16 protein-coding genes are annotated in these 16968 nt (G+C 38.7%); 10 read left to right on the top strand and 6 right to left on the bottom strand.

The window, feature by feature from the left end; translation table 11 throughout:
* Nucleotide 1 precedes the first annotated feature (1 nt).
* Nucleotides 2–862: a carbohydrate ABC transporter permease gene (locus NQZ71_RS22395; protein WP_394374161.1), complete on the bottom strand. Its 861-nt coding sequence runs from the start codon at nucleotides 860–862 to the stop codon at nucleotides 2–4.
* 328 nt (nucleotides 863–1190) lie between these two features.
* Between NQZ71_RS22395 and NQZ71_RS22390 the strand changes: the two genes are divergently transcribed.
* The 10 genes from NQZ71_RS22390 (at nucleotide 1191) to NQZ71_RS22345 (ending at nucleotide 11820) form a co-directional block, all read left to right on the top strand.
* The gene (locus tag NQZ71_RS22390) at nucleotides 1191–2165 is read left to right on the top strand and encodes an ABC transporter permease (protein ID WP_317012466.1); all 975 of its coding nucleotides are present in this window, start codon (nucleotides 1191–1193) and stop codon (nucleotides 2163–2165) included.
* A gap of 23 nt (nucleotides 2166–2188) precedes the next feature.
* Nucleotides 2189–2857: a YesL family protein gene (locus tag NQZ71_RS22385; RefSeq protein WP_144458445.1), complete on the top strand. Its 669-nt coding sequence runs from the start codon at nucleotides 2189–2191 to the stop codon at nucleotides 2855–2857.
* On the top strand, nucleotides 2826–4331 hold the full coding sequence (locus tag NQZ71_RS22380; RefSeq protein ID WP_275008889.1) for an extracellular solute-binding protein: 1506 nt from the start codon (nucleotides 2826–2828) through the stop codon (nucleotides 4329–4331). Before NQZ71_RS22385 ends, NQZ71_RS22380 begins: the two co-directional genes overlap by 32 nt.
* A gap of 60 nt (nucleotides 4332–4391) precedes the next feature.
* Complete coding sequence (locus tag NQZ71_RS22375) at nucleotides 4392–5522, top strand: glycoside hydrolase family 88/105 protein (RefSeq protein WP_275008890.1); 1131 nt, start codon at nucleotides 4392–4394, stop codon at nucleotides 5520–5522.
* Nucleotides 5519–6853: a glycoside hydrolase family 28 protein gene (locus NQZ71_RS22370; protein WP_275008891.1), complete on the top strand. Its 1335-nt coding sequence runs from the start codon at nucleotides 5519–5521 to the stop codon at nucleotides 6851–6853. Before NQZ71_RS22375 ends, NQZ71_RS22370 begins: the two co-directional genes overlap by 4 nt.
* Nucleotides 6850–7749, top strand: a complete 900-nt coding sequence (locus NQZ71_RS22365; RefSeq protein WP_275008893.1) for a dienelactone hydrolase family protein — start codon at nucleotides 6850–6852, stop codon at nucleotides 7747–7749. The genes NQZ71_RS22370 and NQZ71_RS22365 overlap by 4 nt, the downstream gene beginning before the upstream one ends.
* A complete protein-coding gene (locus NQZ71_RS22360; protein WP_275008894.1) occupies nucleotides 7719–8642 on the top strand; it encodes a pectinesterase family protein in 924 nt (307 codons plus the stop codon). Before NQZ71_RS22365 ends, NQZ71_RS22360 begins: the two co-directional genes overlap by 31 nt.
* 15 nt (nucleotides 8643–8657) lie before the next feature.
* Nucleotides 8658–9119 (top strand): hypothetical protein, encoded by a 462-nt coding sequence (locus tag NQZ71_RS22355; RefSeq protein WP_260055787.1) that lies wholly within the window; start codon nucleotides 8658–8660, stop codon nucleotides 9117–9119.
* Complete coding sequence (locus tag NQZ71_RS22350; protein WP_317012465.1) at nucleotides 9076–10644, top strand: glycoside hydrolase family 43 protein; 1569 nt, start codon at nucleotides 9076–9078, stop codon at nucleotides 10642–10644. Before NQZ71_RS22355 ends, NQZ71_RS22350 begins: the two co-directional genes overlap by 44 nt.
* A 405-nt stretch (nucleotides 10645–11049) precedes the next feature.
* Nucleotides 11050–11820, top strand: a complete 771-nt coding sequence (locus tag NQZ71_RS22345) for an NAD-dependent epimerase/dehydratase family protein (RefSeq protein WP_317012464.1) — start codon at nucleotides 11050–11052, stop codon at nucleotides 11818–11820.
* Nucleotides 11821–11932: 112 nt separating this feature from the next.
* Here the strand turns inward: NQZ71_RS22345 and NQZ71_RS22340 are convergent, their stop codons facing one another.
* From NQZ71_RS22340 to NQZ71_RS22320, 5 genes are all read right to left on the bottom strand, one after another.
* Nucleotides 11933–12823, bottom strand: a complete 891-nt coding sequence (locus NQZ71_RS22340) for a sulfite exporter TauE/SafE family protein (RefSeq protein ID WP_144458453.1) — start codon at nucleotides 12821–12823, stop codon at nucleotides 11933–11935.
* A gap of 237 nt (nucleotides 12824–13060) precedes the next feature.
* Nucleotides 13061–14053 (bottom strand): ABC transporter ATP-binding protein, encoded by a 993-nt coding sequence (locus NQZ71_RS22335; RefSeq protein ID WP_144458454.1) that lies wholly within the window; start codon nucleotides 14051–14053, stop codon nucleotides 13061–13063.
* On the bottom strand, nucleotides 14043–15050 hold the full coding sequence (locus tag NQZ71_RS22330) for an ABC transporter ATP-binding protein (RefSeq protein ID WP_144458455.1): 1008 nt from the start codon (nucleotides 15048–15050) through the stop codon (nucleotides 14043–14045). The genes NQZ71_RS22335 and NQZ71_RS22330 overlap by 11 nt, the downstream gene beginning before the upstream one ends.
* Nucleotides 15047–15949: an ABC transporter permease gene (locus tag NQZ71_RS22325; protein ID WP_317012463.1), complete on the bottom strand. Its 903-nt coding sequence runs from the start codon at nucleotides 15947–15949 to the stop codon at nucleotides 15047–15049. Before NQZ71_RS22325 ends, NQZ71_RS22330 begins: the two co-directional genes overlap by 4 nt.
* Nucleotides 15950–15963: 14 nt before the next feature.
* Entirely contained in the window at nucleotides 15964–16917 is a 954-nt protein-coding gene (locus NQZ71_RS22320; RefSeq protein ID WP_260055790.1) for an ABC transporter permease, read from the bottom strand.
* Nucleotides 16918–16968 lie beyond the last annotated feature (51 nt).

Raw genomic sequence — 16968 nt, 5'->3', positions numbered from 1 at the left:
ATTATCCTTTGACAGATCCAACCAAAGCACCTTTTACTAAGTATTTTTGGACAAATGGGTAAGCAATAAGCATTGGAACTGTTGCAATTACAATGACAGCCATTTTAATTGTTTGTGCAGGAGGAACCACATCTACAGAGGATCCTTCAGCCTGCATTCCGCTCGATACAATGACAATCTGGCGTAATAATACTTGAATCGGCCACTTAGAGGAATCATTGATGTATAAAATTGCTGTCATATACGTATTCCAGTAGGTCACCGCATAAAACAATGAAATAGTTGCAATGGACGGTAATGCAAGAGGAAGCATGATTTTCAAAAACACGCCAAAATCGGTGCAGCCATCCATTTTTGCTGACTCTTCCAAACTATCAGGCAGAGCCTGAAAAAAGTTTCTCATAATAATCAGGTTAAAGGCATTAATTGCAACTGGTAGGATTAAGGACCAATAGGAGTCAATCAATCCGACCGCTTTAACGACCAGGAAGGTTGGAATCATGCCGCCGCTGAACAGCATGGAAAAAACAACAATAAAATTCACGAAATTTCTTCCAAATAAATATTTACGTGATAAACCATATGCCATTAAAGCAGTGAGAACCATACTTACCAGTGTGCCTATACCAGTAACCCCGATGGAAACAGCTAAGGATTTAAATAATGTTGGGGTCGATAGGATATACCGGTACGCGTCGAGAGAAAAGGTTTGTGGAAATAAGATAAACTTTTTCTCCACCACTTCCTGAGTGGATGCAAAGGAACTGGCGATTACATTCACAAAAGGAAGGAAACAAATGAGTGCAATAATAACTAATATGGTTCCATTAATTATTGAAAAAGCACGACCTCCTTTAGTCATTTTATTCTTTTTCATCGTCAACATATAAAGCCTCCTTCAATTACAGTATAAAAGATACACTTACCTTATCATCCAAGAGTTTATTACGTATATAATCACTATCCTACATGGGAAAAGATCGCTGCAGAAACCGCTTTCTTGAGAGGTTATAGATGATAAAACATGATAATCATTTAGGGAATGACCGGTAATCAAAACGTAGTATTTTCTTTAAAAACCTTGTTTTAACAAGGTTTGTAAGCGTAATCATAAAATGATTATGTACGTAATTATTTAGACTTAGTATGCTTAATCCAGAAAGTTAATTCACTATTAAAGGAGGAGTAAAATGGGAGGTGCTGTGAAGCCAAATCATACTTTACCAACCTTGTCTGTTAAGCAAGAAAAAGGAATTCGGAGACAAAAGATCCTGGCAGGAATAAAAACGAATAAGCTTCTATATTTAATGATATTTCCAGGAGTGCTGTATTTTCTAATCTTTAAATACTTACCGATGGCGGGACTTATCATTGCGTTTCAGGACTATCAACCATACTTAGGTATTCTTGACAGTCCATGGGTAGGTCTTAAACATTTCATTCGTTTATTTACTGAACCGACATTCTTCATGTTATTGAATAACACGTTAATATTGTTTGCCTTAAATATTATTATCTTTTTTCCATTACCGATTATCCTGTCACTCATGCTAAATGAAGTGAAAAACAAATACTTTAAATCAGGAATTCAAACCTTGATTTATATCCCGCACTTTATGTCATGGGTTATCATTGTTTCCATCACTTATGTTTTCTTAAATGTAGATGGCGGGATTATTAATGAGTTTTTAGCGACAATAGGTTTAGGAAAGATTAGCTTTTTAACATCACCTGATTGGACTCGAACGGTTTACATCAGTCAAATAATATGGAAGGAATTAGGATGGTCAACGATTATCTACCTTGCTGCTATTACTGCTGTTGATACACAATTATATGAAGCAGCGGAAATGGATGGCGCGGGCATCCTAAGAAAAACCTGGCATGTTACTTTACCAGCCATTCGTCCAGTTATTATTACACTATTAATCTTAAAAATCGGAAGCACCTTGGATCTAGGCTTTGAGCATATGTATCTTCTGCTTAATTCATTAAACAGAAGTGTTGCTGAAATTTTCGACACCTATATTTACACAGCTGGGTTGAAGAATGGTCAGTTAAGCTTTAGTACAGCAGTGGGATTATTTAAAGGGATTGTTGGGTTGATATTAGTTATTTTAGCTAATAAACTCGCTAAGAAATTTGGAGAAGATGGCGTGTACTAATTATTCAGAGGGAGGGTGCTACGATGCTCAAATCGGTAGAAAAGTTAAATTCCATTTTTACCAGTATTCTAAACTTAGTATATGTAAATGCATTGTGGGTTTTGTTTACTTTATTAGGATTAGGTGTGTTTGGTATCGGCCCTTCTACTTATGCCTTAGTCAGTATTTGCCGACAATGGATTCGCGGAAACAGAATACCTGTTTTTGAAACCTATTGGAAATATTACAAAGAAAACTTTAAGGAATCTGTCTTAATTAGTTGGATTTATCTCTTTGTTGGCTTTGTTATAGCTGTCGACTTATTAACCGTTACAAATTGGTATTTAAGGGTGGCTCTGTTAATAGTAGGATTCATTTATTTGTTATCGCTTGTATATATCTTTCCAATCATGGCCCACTACAATTGGAATGGTATTATACTGAAAATGAAGATGTCCTTGCTATTTGGAATAGCCTGCCTGCAATATTCACTCCTGTTTTTTCTTGTGGCAGGTGTACTTTATTGGGCAGCTGTAACGTTTTTTCCAGGAGTTTTAACCTTCTTTGGAGTTAGTTTCCTGTTCTTCTTAATCACTTGGACAGCGAATCAAGTGTTTACAAGAATGGAAATGGAGGATTCTAAAGAAATAAATATAAATGAACATGTAAAGGAGAATTGTAATGAAAAAAACAATGGTATCAAAGTTAGCTAGCGTAAGTCTTGCAAGCATGCTGTTGCTTGCAGGATGCAGTGAAAAAACTAGCAATAATTCAGGAGATGGTGAAAAGGATAATGGCAAAACAGAAATATCCTGGCTAAATATTCTCCATACCGCTTCTCCACCGACAGATACTATCATAAATGAACTTGAAAAGAAAACAAATACGGAAATTAAATTCTCGTGGATTCCTGATGCTTCAAAAGAGGAACGTATCAATACAGCGTTAGCCTCAGACTCCTTGGCAGATATTGTTACTTTAACGATATTAGAAAATTCTTCGGTTAGAAACTCACTGAAGTCTGGTATGTTTTGGAATATTGAAGATTATTTAGATGAATTTCCTAATTTAAAAGCAATTCCTGAAGAAATGCTGAAATCAGCATCGACTGAAGGAAAGCTCTATGGCGTACCATTCCAAAAGGATTTGGCAAGAAATGGTGTTGTTCTTCGTAAAGATTGGTTAGATAAGCTTGGTCTGGAGGTTCCTAAAACAACAGAAGAATTAATGGAGGTAGCGAAAGCATTTACGGAAAACGACCCAGATGGCAACGGTAAAAATGATACAACTGGTTTCATGGATCGCAGTGATTTAATCTATGGAGTATTCAAAACGGTAAGTTCTTATTATGGAACACCAAATACTTGGGAAGTAGATTCTAAGGGAGAATTTGTACCTGAATTTGAAACACAGGGTTATATCAAAACAATGGATTATATGAAAAAATTATATGATAATGGCTGGATAAATAAAGATTTTGCTGTAACTGCTAAGACAGATCAGCAGCAAAACTTTGCTCAAGGAAAAGGTGGTATTTATGTTGGTGCCTTATTTGACGCGAAAAATTTAGAAACAATGGCAGCAGGTATTCAGGATAATATGGAGCTTGCCCTTGTTAATGATATGACGTCAGCGTCTAATTCTGAAAGAGCAATTTGGTCTGGAGGTAATGGGATTGGTGGACTATTAGCATTTCCACGTTCAGAAGTAAAAGATGAAAAGGAATTGAAAAGGTTATTAAAATTCGTTAATGACTTAATAGATACAGAGAACTATACATTAATGACTTATGGAATTGAAGGAACACACTATAAGCTGAATGACGAAGGTGCCTATGAAATTATCAATCAAGATTTATGGCAGCAGGAAGTTCAGCCATTTGCCTCTTCACGTCCTAATGAAACCGGATACAATTTGAAGGATCCAAATCCAATTAAGGCAGAAGCTGATGAAAAAATAGCAGAAAATGCAGAATACGCTGTTATGAATCCTGCCGTTCCATTAGAATCTCCAACCTTTACAACACAAGGGTCTGAATTACAAAAGATTATTACAGACGCTACTTATCAATATATTTTAGGTGATATCTCCTTAGCTGACTTTAAGAAAGCCGTTAAGAATTGGAATGACCAAGGCGGTAATACAATAAAAGAAGAATATAAGGAAGCCTATAAAGCTACGAATTAATTGGTTATTCTCTTGGATGTTTGTTCAAAAAGCTAACTTCTGAAAGAAAAGGAGTAGAAGATGAAAGAATTGAACTGGTCTGTGAAAACAGCAAACTCGATTATGGAGAGACTGCCCCGTTTATATGAAGACAGAGGATACAATGGAAAATGGTCCTATGATTATGGAGTCATATTAAAAGGCTTTGAAAAAGTGTGGAGACAAACAGAAAGTCAGAAGTATTTCAATTATATAAAGGATAATATGGATTATTTTATTCAAAAAGATGGTTCCATTAGAGGGTATCACTTAGAGGAATATAATATTGATCATATTAACAACGGCAAGCTTTTGTTTGTCCTTTACAAGGAAACACGGGAAGAAAAGTATAAAAAGGCTTGTGACTTATTACGGAAACAGTTCGAAACACATCCAAGAACATCTGAAGGTGCATTTTGGCATAAACAAATTTATCCATACCAAATCTGGCTGGATGGACTGTATATGGGATCCCCTTTTTATGCGGAATATCAAACAACCTTTGCTAATGGCAAAGGGTTAGAGGATATCATTCTTCAGTTTAAGCTAAGCTACAAACATTTATTAGATCAGGAGACAGGGCTGTTGTATCATGCCTGGGATGAGAAAAAGCACCAGCCATGGGCTGATAAAGAAACAGGATTGTCCCCGAATTTCTGGGGACGTTCTATTGGCTGGTATTTGCTAGCAGTTGTCGACACGTTAGAAATTTTACCAGAAGAAACTTCAGGTCGTGATTTTCTTATTCAAATTTTAGAGCAAACATTGCAAGCACTAAAGTCGTACCAAGATGAAAAGAACGGTGTTTGGTATCAAGTAACGGATAAAGGCCATGAAAAGGGAAATTACTTAGAGGCTTCATGCAGCAGCATGTATGTGTGTGCGATAGCAAAAGGAATCCGTTTGGGTGTTTTGGATCGAGAATTATGGGAAGCACAGTTAACGAAATCATATCAAGGCTTACTGGATGAATTTGTTTTGTTAACGAAGGAAGGCTTTGTAAATTTAAATAAAACTTGTCAGGTTGCTGGACTGGGCGGTGCTGATAATAGGGATGGTTCCTATACTTATTATATAAGTGAACCAATTATTTGTAATGACCAAAAGGGATTGGGAGCATTTTTGCAGGCTTTAGCAGAATTTGAAGAAGTAATGAAAGAGGTGTTGAAATGACAGCCTATTTAATTCGAGATCTGGAAGCTCTTAATGATGGTGAATTATGTACGGAATCTATCCAAAAAGCCATTGATGAAGCCTATGAAAACGGCGGTGGCACGATTATTATTCCAGCAGGTGAATTCTTAACTGGAGCGTTATTTTTAAAAGATAATATTGAACTGAATTTGTCTAGAGGAGCTGTTTTGAAATTTTCCAATTCTCAGCATGATTACCCTGTGGTTACATCTCGGTGGGAGGGTGTGAAAAGAGAGGTTTATGCCTCTTGCTTGTATGCAGAAAATGCAAATAACATTTCCGTAACTGGATTTGGCACGATTGATGGAAATGGAAAGCAATGGTGGGATATATTCCGAAATCACCAGGAGAAGCTCGCTTACCCGCGTCCAAAGCTAATCAGTTTTGATAGTTGTGAAAATATCACGATTAAAGATGTGACACTAATTAACTCGCCGAGCTGGACCGTTAATCCCATTTGTTGCAACAATGTGACCATTGATAATGTGGCGATTTTCAATCCGGCTGACTCACCGAATACAGACGGAATTGATCCGGAATCCTGTTCAAATGTAAGGATCAGCAATTGCCACATTGATGTAGGCGATGACTGTATCGCCATTAAATCCGGAACAGAAGATACAGCTGAACGTGTTGCTTGTGAAAATATCACGATTTCAAATTGTACAATGATTCATGGGCATGGAGCTGTTGTATTTGGCAGTGAAATGAGTGGCGATATTCGAAATGTGACAATAAGTAACTGTGTTTTCCAAGATACAGATAGAGGAATTCGCCTCAAATCAAGGCGAGGACGTGGCGGAGTAGTAGAGGACATTCGCGTTGATAATATTGTGATGGAACGTGTCATATGTCCATTTATCTTAAATCTATATTATTTCTGTGGACCTCGCGGCAAGGATAAATATGTGTGGGATAAAAATCCTTACCCAATAACAGCGGAGACACCGATGTTCAGACGCATCCACTTCTCTCATATTACTGCCCGCAATGTTCATGCAGCAGCAGGATTTATTTATGGCTTAGCAGAACAGTATGTGTCGGAAATTAGCTTTAATCACATTGATATCTCAATGGCTGAAAATGCTATTCCTGGAAAGCCAGCAATGATGGCCGGAATCGAGGATATGAATAATCGAGGCTTTTATGTTGGCTTTGCCAAAGACGTCCTGTTTAATCGTGTAACAGTTGAAAACCATGAAGGACCGGCCTTCCATATTGAATATTCAGAGGACATCGAGGTAACTCACTGCAAGTCCAAGAATACAAAAGCCGCAGAAGCACTGCTTAAAGAAGTAGAGGTGAAATGAAAGACAAACGACTAAGGCAATTATTTGCTCTCCTAGGAGATCGTTCAAAACCAAAAACCTTATCTGCACAGGTAATTAGCAGAGAGAAACAAAATGGTTATTTACTAGAAAGTTTATTATTGGATTTAAATGGTCTGGAAAAGGTGCCAGCTTATTTTGCTAAACCGCTAGACGCAGATGGCGCACTGCCAACAGTAATCTTTAATCACTCCCATGGCGGCAATTTTGAGCAAGGAAAAGAAGAACTCCTACTTAGCAGTTCTTATTTACAAAATCCCTCATTTGTAGAAGAGCTTACAGGGCTTGGCTATGCTGTTTGCTCTATAGATATGTGGGGCTTTAATGAACGTAAAGGAAAACAGGAAAGTGAACTTGTTAAAGAAATGCTTTTAAATGGGCAGACGCTTTGGGGAATGCGATTATTCGATAGCTTGTCGCTGTCGGATTATCTAGAAACACGCCCTGATGTAGATTCTACCAGACTAGCAACAATCGGTATGTCAATGGGCGGATTGATGAGCTGGTGGTTAGCGGCACTAGATGAGCGGATTAAAGTGTCTGTTGATATAGCTGGTCAAGTTCATATTGAGTCACTGATAAAAAAACGCGGCTTGGACCATCACGGTTTCTACTATTATGTGCCAGGATTTTTAAAACACTTCTCTACTTTAGCGGTTCAGGAACTGATAGCGCCAAAGCCGCGCCTTAGCTTGGCAGGAAAGGATGACAGGATGTGCCCGATTGAAGGGGTTCAATACTTGAACACGCAATTGCAAAAAACATACACGAACCAACATGCTCCTCAAAACTTTGAAGGCTTTGTGCTTACAGGAGGGCATCAAGAAACAAGGGAGATGCGGGCGCTATGGAAAAAATTCTTAGTAAAACATCTTTAAAGAGTTTAATTGTTGGTAGAGACGAAATATGTGATTTTTCAAGTATTCAAGCTGCATTAGACTATTGGCAGAATGAAAGAGGTCCATTAAAGCTAACAATTTTGAGTGGGGAATATCATGAAAACATACTTTTGTATCAATCGGACATTTCCATAATTGGTGTTGGGACAGTACAGATAATAGGCAATCGGTATGCACTTCAGAAAAATGAGCAGCAGCAAGAAATCGGGACATTTCAAACAGCTACATTTTTTATCAATGGATCAAATATAGCAATCGAAAATATTGAGATTATTAATAATGCTGGACCAGGCGAGAAGGTAGGTCAGGCAGTAGCTCTTTATAATGAAGGAACCAATATTACGTTCAAGAATTGTTCCTTTAAAGGTTATCAGGACACAATTTGTCTTGGACCATTACCAGAATTGCAAAAGAACGGTCAGTTATTTTCTACTCCTGAACTAAAAACCTCTTTTAAAGAGCACAGCTGTCATTTTAGTTATTGCTACATTGAGGGCACGGTCGATTTTATTTTCGGAGGTGGAGAAGCAGTCTTTCAAGGCTGTGAAATCAAATCATTAAAAAGGCCAAACAATGACGAAGGATATATAACGGCAGCCTCCACTCCTGAAGGCAAAAATGGCTTGTATTTTGTACATTGTTATTTAACAGCAGAAAAAGACGTTACGAATGTTTATTTAGGAAGACCGTGGCGTTCGTTTGCAAAAACGACCTTTGCCAATTGTCGAATTGGCAAGCATATTCATCCTGCAAGATGGGATGATTGGGATAATCAGCACAATAGAAAAACAGCCACGTATAAGGAATATAAAAATAGCTATCACGCTAAAAATGAGCTAGTTATGTTGGATTGGATCACTTTCATTGAATAGAAAGGAATTACGAGAATGAAGCGAAAAAGGGAAGTAATCATTGGATTTGTAGGTGTCATTCTCTGTGTAGTGCTATTGGGAGGATTTTCGTTAACCATCACCACAATGGAGGAAAAAACTTTTGCAGAAACTGTTTTTCCGATTCTGCAGGAGGATGTTTCAAAAGACTATGTTTCTGAAAGTTTCTTAGCAGTGAAAGCACTGGCTGTATGGTTCGGTGTTACCTTGTTGATTGTGCTTAGCCTCACTTTACCAGCGACAGTATGCATCTGGAGAAACAGATATCCTAAATGGGCGGCTTTTCTTTATTTAGCTGCAGGTCTGACTACTTTAATTGGCACCCAAATGCTTGCTTTCCCATTAGCTTTTTTCTTTTTTATTACTGGAAGCTTATGTTTATTTAGAAAAATAACGAAAAGGGAAGGAGCAAATTATGTATCGAACAAAAGTCAAAAATCCAATATTGCCCGGATTTAATCCAGATCCTAATGTCCTGAAGGTAGAGGAGACTTATTATATTGCTGTTTCTTCCTTTGAATGGCTGCCAGGAGTACGAATCTATCAATCAAACGATTTAGTCAATTGGGAGCATGAAACAGATATCCTAACAGATCAAGTAGATTTACGGGGAAATCCACAGAATGGCAGTATTTGGGCTCCGCAAATTAGTTATTCTAATGGGCTGTTTTATCTAATCTACACAGATGTGAAAAGTACGAAACGACCGTTTAAGGATTCACACAATTACTTAATTACAGCACCAAGTATTAATGGTCCTTGGTCAAAACCGGTCTATTTAAATAGCAGTGGTTTTGATCCATCTTTATTCCATGATGCGGACGGACGCAAGTGGTTGTTAAATGAAATTTGGGATTATCGGCTGACAACCGGTAATAAATCAGCAGGAATTGTTATGCAAGAATTTGACGGAGAGAACGAAGCTTTAATCGGACCTGTCTACAAGATTTTCGATGGCACAGAATTAGCCAAAACAGAAGCGCCTCATCTTTACCGCCACGGTGATTATTACTATTTAATTACGGCAGAAGGTGGTACTGGGTCGGGTCATGCTGTGACAGTATGCAGGTCAAAAGAGATAACAGGTCCATATGAGCTGGACCCCCATTATCCGATGCTGACTGCAAAGGATAAACCAGCTTCTCCTTTACAATGCTCTGGTCACGGCAGCATTGTGCAAACATCAACAGGACATTGGTATATGGTGTATTTATGTACACGGCCATTGCAAGGAAATGCTGCTATTTTAGGACGAGAAACCGCCATTCAGGAGGTATATTGGACAGAAGACGGCTGGCTGCGATTAGTATTGGGCGGCAATGGTCCATTGTTAGAAACAGACATTATCACTACCAACAAGACAGAGCAAAGAAAACATACCGATTTTAAAGATGATTTTAACGATGCTCTTGAAAAAGAGTGGAATACATTACGGATTTTAGCAGATGAGGCATGGTGCGATTTAAAGAGTCGTAACAGCTATTTACGCATGCACTCAGGTGAATCCATCCAATCTTTATTTGAGCACCATCTTCTTGCAGTCCGCCAAAAGGATTTCCATTTCATTGCTGAAACAAAGCTAGACTACACACCAAAAACATTCAACCAAATGGCTGGTTTACTACTATATCTCAACGATAATAACTATCTTTATGCCTACTTAACCTATGATGAAGAAGCTGGACGTGTCATACGCCTAATGAAATGCGCGGAAGGGGAATTTACATTAAGTCCAGTATGTATAAAGATGGGAGAAGGAGAGGTGAAGTTTAAGGTAGAAGTCAATGGCCCTGTTGCGAATTTTTATTATCAAACGGGAGATAGCACTGCTTGGCAAGAAATTGGGTATGCTCAGGATGTCATGTTCCTATCTGGAGGATTTACAGGTAACTTTGTTGGAATTGCTGTCCATGATTTGGACAAAAAAGCTAATTCGTATGCAGATTTTGATTACTTTGAGTATTATGGATTTGATAATAGATAATAGAAATAAGGTTGGCACAATAGTATTTAAGTCTAGATTGAAACTGAACTATTTTATCGATTACCGATTAATAGTTCAGTTTTTTTTCATTTGGTGCTTTCTGTTTAAAACAAGAATAGGGTACTCGCAACTGAGGAAAGGATGAGACCCCTCAAGGTGAAGACGAGTAGGCGGAAGGGAGTGACCGAAGTGATAAATTCTGAAGTCCTTTTCTATTGATAATCTGAAGCTCCATTGTTTCCATATTAGATGAAATTATTTATGTTTGTGTTCAGATAGATTATATTTTGACTTGTCTCAGCCTCTTTTTTTAATTACAAGGTTTAATATTCCGCTTGATGGTTATCTTTTTAAATAAGAGTAACTACTTAAAAACGTTACAAAGCTTACTTAATGGAGGAAATAATGAAAAAGAAAGTTACCATTATTGGCGGTGCCGGCACGATTGGATCAATTTTATATCAGGGTCTCAGCAGTAAATACCATATTGTTATCCTTGATAAAAAAGCCCCTGAACAGGCTGAAGAATTTATAGAGGTAAATGCAACAGATTATGACTCGCTCCGCCACAGCATCCCAAAAGATTCAGATGCATTAATTAATTTACTAACAATGAAATCTCATAACGACTTACAGGATATACAAGAATTTCAAAACATGACACAGCTTCATTTTATGGCTTCATTTTATGCAATGCATGCCGCCATTACGTTAGGAATTCCTAAGATTGTCTATGCGAGCAGCAATCATACTACTGATTATTACGAGAAAGATGGTTTTTCGACGTTAGGAAGAGAAGTTACGACAGAGGATTATCCTTACTCTAACGGCTTATATGGTGTGTTAAAGCTTGCTTCCGAAAATATCGGCCATATTCTTTCCCATCAAACCGAAAACAATCTATCGCTAATAAATTTGCGAATTGGAAGTGTTCACCCGAACGAAATGGAGGCTGTAAAGGAAGACGACCGTTTGCATAGAACATTGCTGACACATGAGGATACGGTTCAGCTTTTTGACCTTGCTCTTGAGTCAACAGTAAGGTACGGGACTTACTATGGGGTTTCTGATAATCCGCAAAAACCATGGTCCACAGACAACGCATTTGAACAGCTAGGATTTATCTCAAGGTCCAATGCATTACATGTATTAAAAAAAGAAAAAGAAATAGAATAAAAATGTTAACGTTCACAATAGACGTTTGAAAAAAACTAAAAAAACACCCTCCTAGAAATCATATTATATTAATACGATTCAGGGGGTGTTTTTCCTGCAAAGGTTTTTCAAGTTATGCAGAAATATTAGGATTGCTTTGTTTCTTATAAGACTTAACTTTATTAACAGCATAGATAATGGAGATAATCCAAACGACAATGATGATTGCATAAACATATGGATATGCTGCTTCATTATCTATCCATGAAGTCACAAGTGTGCGAGCATTCACTAAGATAATAAATCCGCCGACCAGCACACCCATTAGCTGTGCATGCAGCTTTCGGACAAGCCATGCTGCAATAGGTGCTGCGATAATGCCGCCGATCATCAACGCGCCAACCCACAGCCAGTTTACCTGTTCCCAACCAAGTGATATAAAGAAACCCAGCGTTGCAGATACTGCAATTGCGAACTCACTTGTATCAACAGTACCAACGACTTTTCGCGGGCTAATGCCTTTTTTTGATAACAAAACCGGAGTTGCAATCGGTCCCCAGCCGCCGCCTCCTGTGGCGTCGGCAAATCCGGCAATTAGTCCTAAAGGAATAGATTGTTTACGGCTTAATGACAGACTCTTTTTCTCTTCTGATGGACGGAAGTTGAACAAAAAGCGCACTAACACATATAGTCCTAATATTAATAGGAACATGGAGATATAAGGCTTTGCTATATCACCTGGAAGATTGCTTAAAAAAGTTGCCCCTAAGAATGCTCCGATTGAACCTGGAATAATCAAACGATAGACTGTTTGCTTATCAACATTGCCAAACTTAATATGAGATGCACCAGATGCGGCAGTAGTGACGACTTCAGCCAAATGAACAGAAGCAGATGCTACAGCAGGGGCAATTCCAAATGTAAGCAAGAGCGAAGAAGATGTTACGCCATAGGCCATTCCTAAGGATCCATCGATTAATTGTGCTAACAGTCCGATAAATGCAAAGATGATTAATTTTTTCATGTACAATACCCCTTAGTCTTAATAAAAGTATAAAAGTATAGAAAAAAGGCGTAATCCTTTATATGCAGTAAATGCAGTAAGGGTTACGCCTTCGGTGTTCCGATCAGCTTGCCAATTTTTCAATTTTCTAAATTAAGATGATTATAAAACATATAATTCCTACCTGTCAACTTATAATTAAAAATATTTAAAGTGCAAAAAAAAAGCCTTGCTAAAAGCAGCAAGACATTCAGAAATTTATTCATCATATAAATGGCATTTAACGGTCCGTTTATTATGTATATGGTTGTTTTTTGGCACTTCGGTTTTGCAGCGCTCGAAGGCGAACGGACATCTAGTGTGAAATACACATCCTGATGGAGGGTTAAGAGGAGAGGGGATTTCTCCTTGTATCGCTATTTTTTCCCGTTTGCTCTCGGGGTTTAGCAATGGAACTGCAGAAATTAAGGATTTCGTATATGGATGCAACGGGTCTGAAAATAAATCCTCTGTTGAAGCTTGTTCGACAAGATTGCCTAAATACATGACTCCAACTTTATCCGCAATATGTCTGACAACACTTAGGTCATGAGATATAAAAACATAGGACAAGTTCAGTTCCTTTTGCAGACTTTTCAGCAGATTAACAATTTGTGCTTGGATGGAAACATCAAGTGCCGATACAGGTTCATCACAAATAATCAGTTTCGGTTGTAGAACGAGAGAGCGGGCGATACCGATCCGCTGCCTTTGTCCGCCGGAAAATTCATGAGGATACCGGTAATAATGTTCCTCGTTAAAGCCGACCTTTTTCAAAATGTCTAATGCAAGGCTTTTGCGTTTTTGTTTAGAGCCTATTTTATGGATAGCAAGTGATTCTTCAATCGAATAGCCGACTTTTTTACGTGGGTCCAATGATGTATGAGGATCCTGAAAAATCATTTGCAGCTCCTTGCGAACATGCTTTAGCGATGATTTCTTCAACTTAAAAATATCTTCATCCCGATAAATGACCTCGCCATTTGTCGGCTCTACAAGCTTTAAAAGTGTTCTTCCAGCAGTACTTTTTCCACAGCCCGACTCGCCAACCAATCCAAAGGTTTCGCCCTCATATATGTCAAAGGACAGGTCCTCCACTGCTTTAATATAGGCTTTTGTTTTCCCTAGTGATGTTCTGACAGGATAATATTTCTGCAGATTTTTCACCTGTAAAATCGGTTTTCCTTTGTTTAAAGTTTGTTCAGTCTGCATAGATTGTTTCTCCTTTCAACACTTCATCATAGTGCCAGCAACGAACACGATGGTTGTTTTCGACTGTTTCCAATGAAGGCATGCTACTTTCACATGTGCTGCTTGCATACTTACATCTCGGTGCGAACCGGCAGCCGGTTGGAATTTGAAAGAGGGAAGGAACAGTGCCTGCAATGCTTGGTAACTGCTCAACACGCTCGCCTTCTATTTGCGGCACAGACTTCATTAAACCAATTGTGTATGGATGAAATGGCCGTTTAAAGAGGGTTTTGACATCTGTTTCTTCAATTACTTGCCCTAAATACATGACAGCTACTTTTGTGCACATATTAGCAATTACGCCAAAGTCGTGTGTGATAAGGATAATCCCCATATTTAATTGCTTTTGAAAGGAGGTAATTAATTCTAATATTTGCGCCTGGATTGTCACATCTAATGCAGTTGTTGGTTCATCCGCAATCAGCAGCTTAGGCTGACACGACAAAGCCATCGCGATCATAACCCGCTGCCGCATCCCTCCGGAAAGCTCATGAGGATATTCCTTTGCCCTTTGTTCAGGCGAAGGGATTCCGGTAAGCCTAAGAAGCTCGACTGCTTTCCTAATGGATTCTTTTTTTGATGTCGATTGATGAATATGAATCGATTCTGCGATTTGTTTGCCAATCGGCATAACGGGATTGAGAGAAGACATTGGATCTTGAAAGATCATGGCAATATCATTGCCGCGTAATTTCTCCAGCTTTTTCTTGTTATACTCCAAAAGATTTTCCCCATTAAACATAATCTTTCCATCATAAAAGGTGCTATCTTCATCGAGCAATTGCAGGATTGCTTCTGCTGTAACGCTTTTTCCACAGCCGGATTCTCCAACAACACCTAATATCTCGCCTTCCTGCAGTTCGAAGGAGACCCCATCTAAAGCAGAAACCGTTCCCTTATGTGTGGCAAAGTCTACTTGTAAATCTTCTATTTTAAGTAATGGAACAACGTGGCTCATCTTCTTTTTCTCCTTTTCACTGAAAGTTTGCTTTTCGGATCGAGATGATCTCTTAAGCCATCGCCGAACAGGTTAAGTCCAAGCACGATTAAAATGATGAAAAGGCCAGGAAAAACGGTCATCCACCAAGCGTTATAAATCGCAAGCTTCCCGTCATAAAGCATATTCCCAAGGCTTGGAAGGGGAGCAGGGATGCCGGCTCCAAGAAAGCTGAGCGATGCTTCTGTCAAAATGGTGACTGCAAAGACAAATGTCACTTGGACAATAAGCGGAGCAAGAATATTTGGGGCAATATGCAAAAAGAGTATTCGGAATGAACTCGCACCTTGTGCCTGTAGTGCCTCGATAAATACCTTTTCTTTCACAACTAATGCAGCGGAACGGACAATTCTTGCTATAGAAGGAATGAAAACAAGAACTAGCGCGATGATAACGTTAATTGATTTTGGACCAAGTGCAGACATAATCGCAATTGCCAGCAGAATCGACGGAAAAGCGAACAGGCCGTCACATATCCGCATAAAAATATGATCCAGCAATTTATAATAAGAAGCCAGCAGCCCAACAGTCAGCCCGATAACAGATGCAACTAAGGTTACAGTAACTCCAATCAGCAAGGAGATGCGAACACCGTACATCGTTCTGCTAAATACATCTCTCCCAAAGTTGTCTGTACCAAACCAATGGGCATTAGATGGTGCAGCCAAGCGGTTTTTTGGGTCAATTTCTAATATCTCATATGGAGAAAGAAAGGAGGCGAACACTCCTATAAAGGTGGTGATAACTAATAAAATACTACCAGTAAGCAGCAATCTGTTCGAAAAAAAGCGGCTATTTTTTTTGATTGTTTTTTTTAAGTCTATTGGTTTATTAACAAGTACTTTCGTGCTTTCTGACATTGTTTTCTCCTTTCTTAAGCTTGATATGAGTTTCGAACACGCGGATCAATTACTGCATATAACAAATCAACCAGCAGGTTCATCAGCACATAAACAACGGTAATCATTAAAACAGCTCCTTGAATGACTGCGTAATCACGGCGATTAATGGAAGCAACAATCAATTGGCCAAGTCCAGGGATATTAAATAATGATTCCGTCACAGCCGCACCAGTGATAAGACCTGCAAATGACTCACCAATAACAGTTAAAATTGGAAGGAAGGCAACTCTTAATGTATGTTTGAGCAGAATTGCTCTTTCACTAACACCTTTTGCCTTTGCTGTTTTAATAAAATTTTCCGAAAGGGTATCAAGCAGGGAGGACCTTGTCATCCTTGTAATAAGAGCGGCTTGGATTGTGCCGAGAGTGATAGCAGGCAAAATAAGATACTTTAAATGCTCCCAGATACCTTGACTAAGAGGAGCATAGCCTGAGACTGGCAGAACCTTCAGTTGCACAGCAAAAATCATGATGAGAAAGGAGCCTAATAAAAAGCTGGGAATCGAAATACCGATTAAGCTTGTTCCAGAAATAAGATCATCCTTCATACGACCTTGATTTTTTGCTGCAACAATACCGAACAAAAGGGCAATTGTGACACCGATTAGCTGTGCAAGGACAGCAAGTGAAAGAGTCGGTCCTGCATTTTCCAAAAAGGCTATGAGGACAGGTTTTCCAAGAAAATAGGAATCGCCGAAGTCACCTTGTGCGATATTAGCCAGCCAAATAAAAAACTGCGCTATTAATGGTTTATCAAGACCAAGTTTTTGATTAAGCTCTTCGATTTGTTCAGGAGTTGCCCCTTCGCCCAAGATAATCATGGCAGGGTTACCAGGCGTAATATGAATGATTAGAAAAACGACTACAGCAACGACTAACAATACGGGGATGAGCGACAAAAGCCGTCTTATAATATATCCGCCCATGAAATCTTCCTTTCGAATTTGAAAATTTGGATGAAAGAAGCAAGACAGCGA

The sequence above is a fragment of the Niallia taxi genome, from assembly GCF_032818155.1.
Taxonomy (GTDB): Bacteria; Bacillota; Bacilli; order Bacillales; family Cytobacillaceae; genus Niallia; species Niallia taxi_A.
The sequence above is the reverse complement of the archived record's forward strand: the minus strand, read 5'-3'. Positions and strand labels throughout refer to the sequence as shown.

Bases quoted from the DNA above. Each gene is read 5' to 3' on its own strand.
- NQZ71_RS22365 (WP_275008893.1), top strand. From the start codon at position 6,850: ATGAAAGACAAACGACTAAGGCAATTATTTGCTCTCCTAGGAGATCGT.
- NQZ71_RS22355 (WP_260055787.1), top strand. From the start codon at position 8,658: ATGAAGCGAAAAAGGGAAGTAATCATTGGATTTGTAGGTGTCATTCTC.
- NQZ71_RS22340 (WP_144458453.1), bottom strand. From the start codon at position 12,823: ATGAAAAAATTAATCATCTTTGCATTTATCGGACTGTTAGCACAATTA.
- NQZ71_RS22330 (WP_144458455.1), bottom strand. From the start codon at position 15,050: ATGAGCCACGTTGTTCCATTACTTAAAATAGAAGATTTACAAGTAGAC.
- NQZ71_RS22385 (WP_144458445.1), top strand. From the start codon at position 2,189: ATGCTCAAATCGGTAGAAAAGTTAAATTCCATTTTTACCAGTATTCTA.
- NQZ71_RS22360 (WP_275008894.1), top strand. From the start codon at position 7,719: ATGGAAAAAATTCTTAGTAAAACATCTTTAAAGAGTTTAATTGTTGGT.
- NQZ71_RS22370 (WP_275008891.1), top strand. From the start codon at position 5,519: ATGACAGCCTATTTAATTCGAGATCTGGAAGCTCTTAATGATGGTGAA.
- NQZ71_RS22380 (WP_275008889.1), top strand. From the start codon at position 2,826: ATGAAAAAAACAATGGTATCAAAGTTAGCTAGCGTAAGTCTTGCAAGC.
- NQZ71_RS22375 (WP_275008890.1), top strand. From the start codon at position 4,392: ATGAAAGAATTGAACTGGTCTGTGAAAACAGCAAACTCGATTATGGAG.
- NQZ71_RS22350 (WP_317012465.1), top strand. From the start codon at position 9,076: ATGTATCGAACAAAAGTCAAAAATCCAATATTGCCCGGATTTAATCCA.
- NQZ71_RS22335 (WP_144458454.1), bottom strand. From the start codon at position 14,053: ATGCAGACTGAACAAACTTTAAACAAAGGAAAACCGATTTTACAGGTG.
- NQZ71_RS22325 (WP_317012463.1), bottom strand. From the start codon at position 15,949: ATGTCAGAAAGCACGAAAGTACTTGTTAATAAACCAATAGACTTAAAA.
- NQZ71_RS22345 (WP_317012464.1), top strand. From the start codon at position 11,050: ATGAAAAAGAAAGTTACCATTATTGGCGGTGCCGGCACGATTGGATCA.
- NQZ71_RS22390 (WP_317012466.1), top strand. From the start codon at position 1,191: ATGGGAGGTGCTGTGAAGCCAAATCATACTTTACCAACCTTGTCTGTT.
- NQZ71_RS22320 (WP_260055790.1), bottom strand. From the start codon at position 16,917: ATGGGCGGATATATTATAAGACGGCTTTTGTCGCTCATCCCCGTATTG.
- NQZ71_RS22395 (WP_394374161.1), bottom strand. From the start codon at position 862: ATGACTAAAGGAGGTCGTGCTTTTTCAATAATTAATGGAACCATATTA.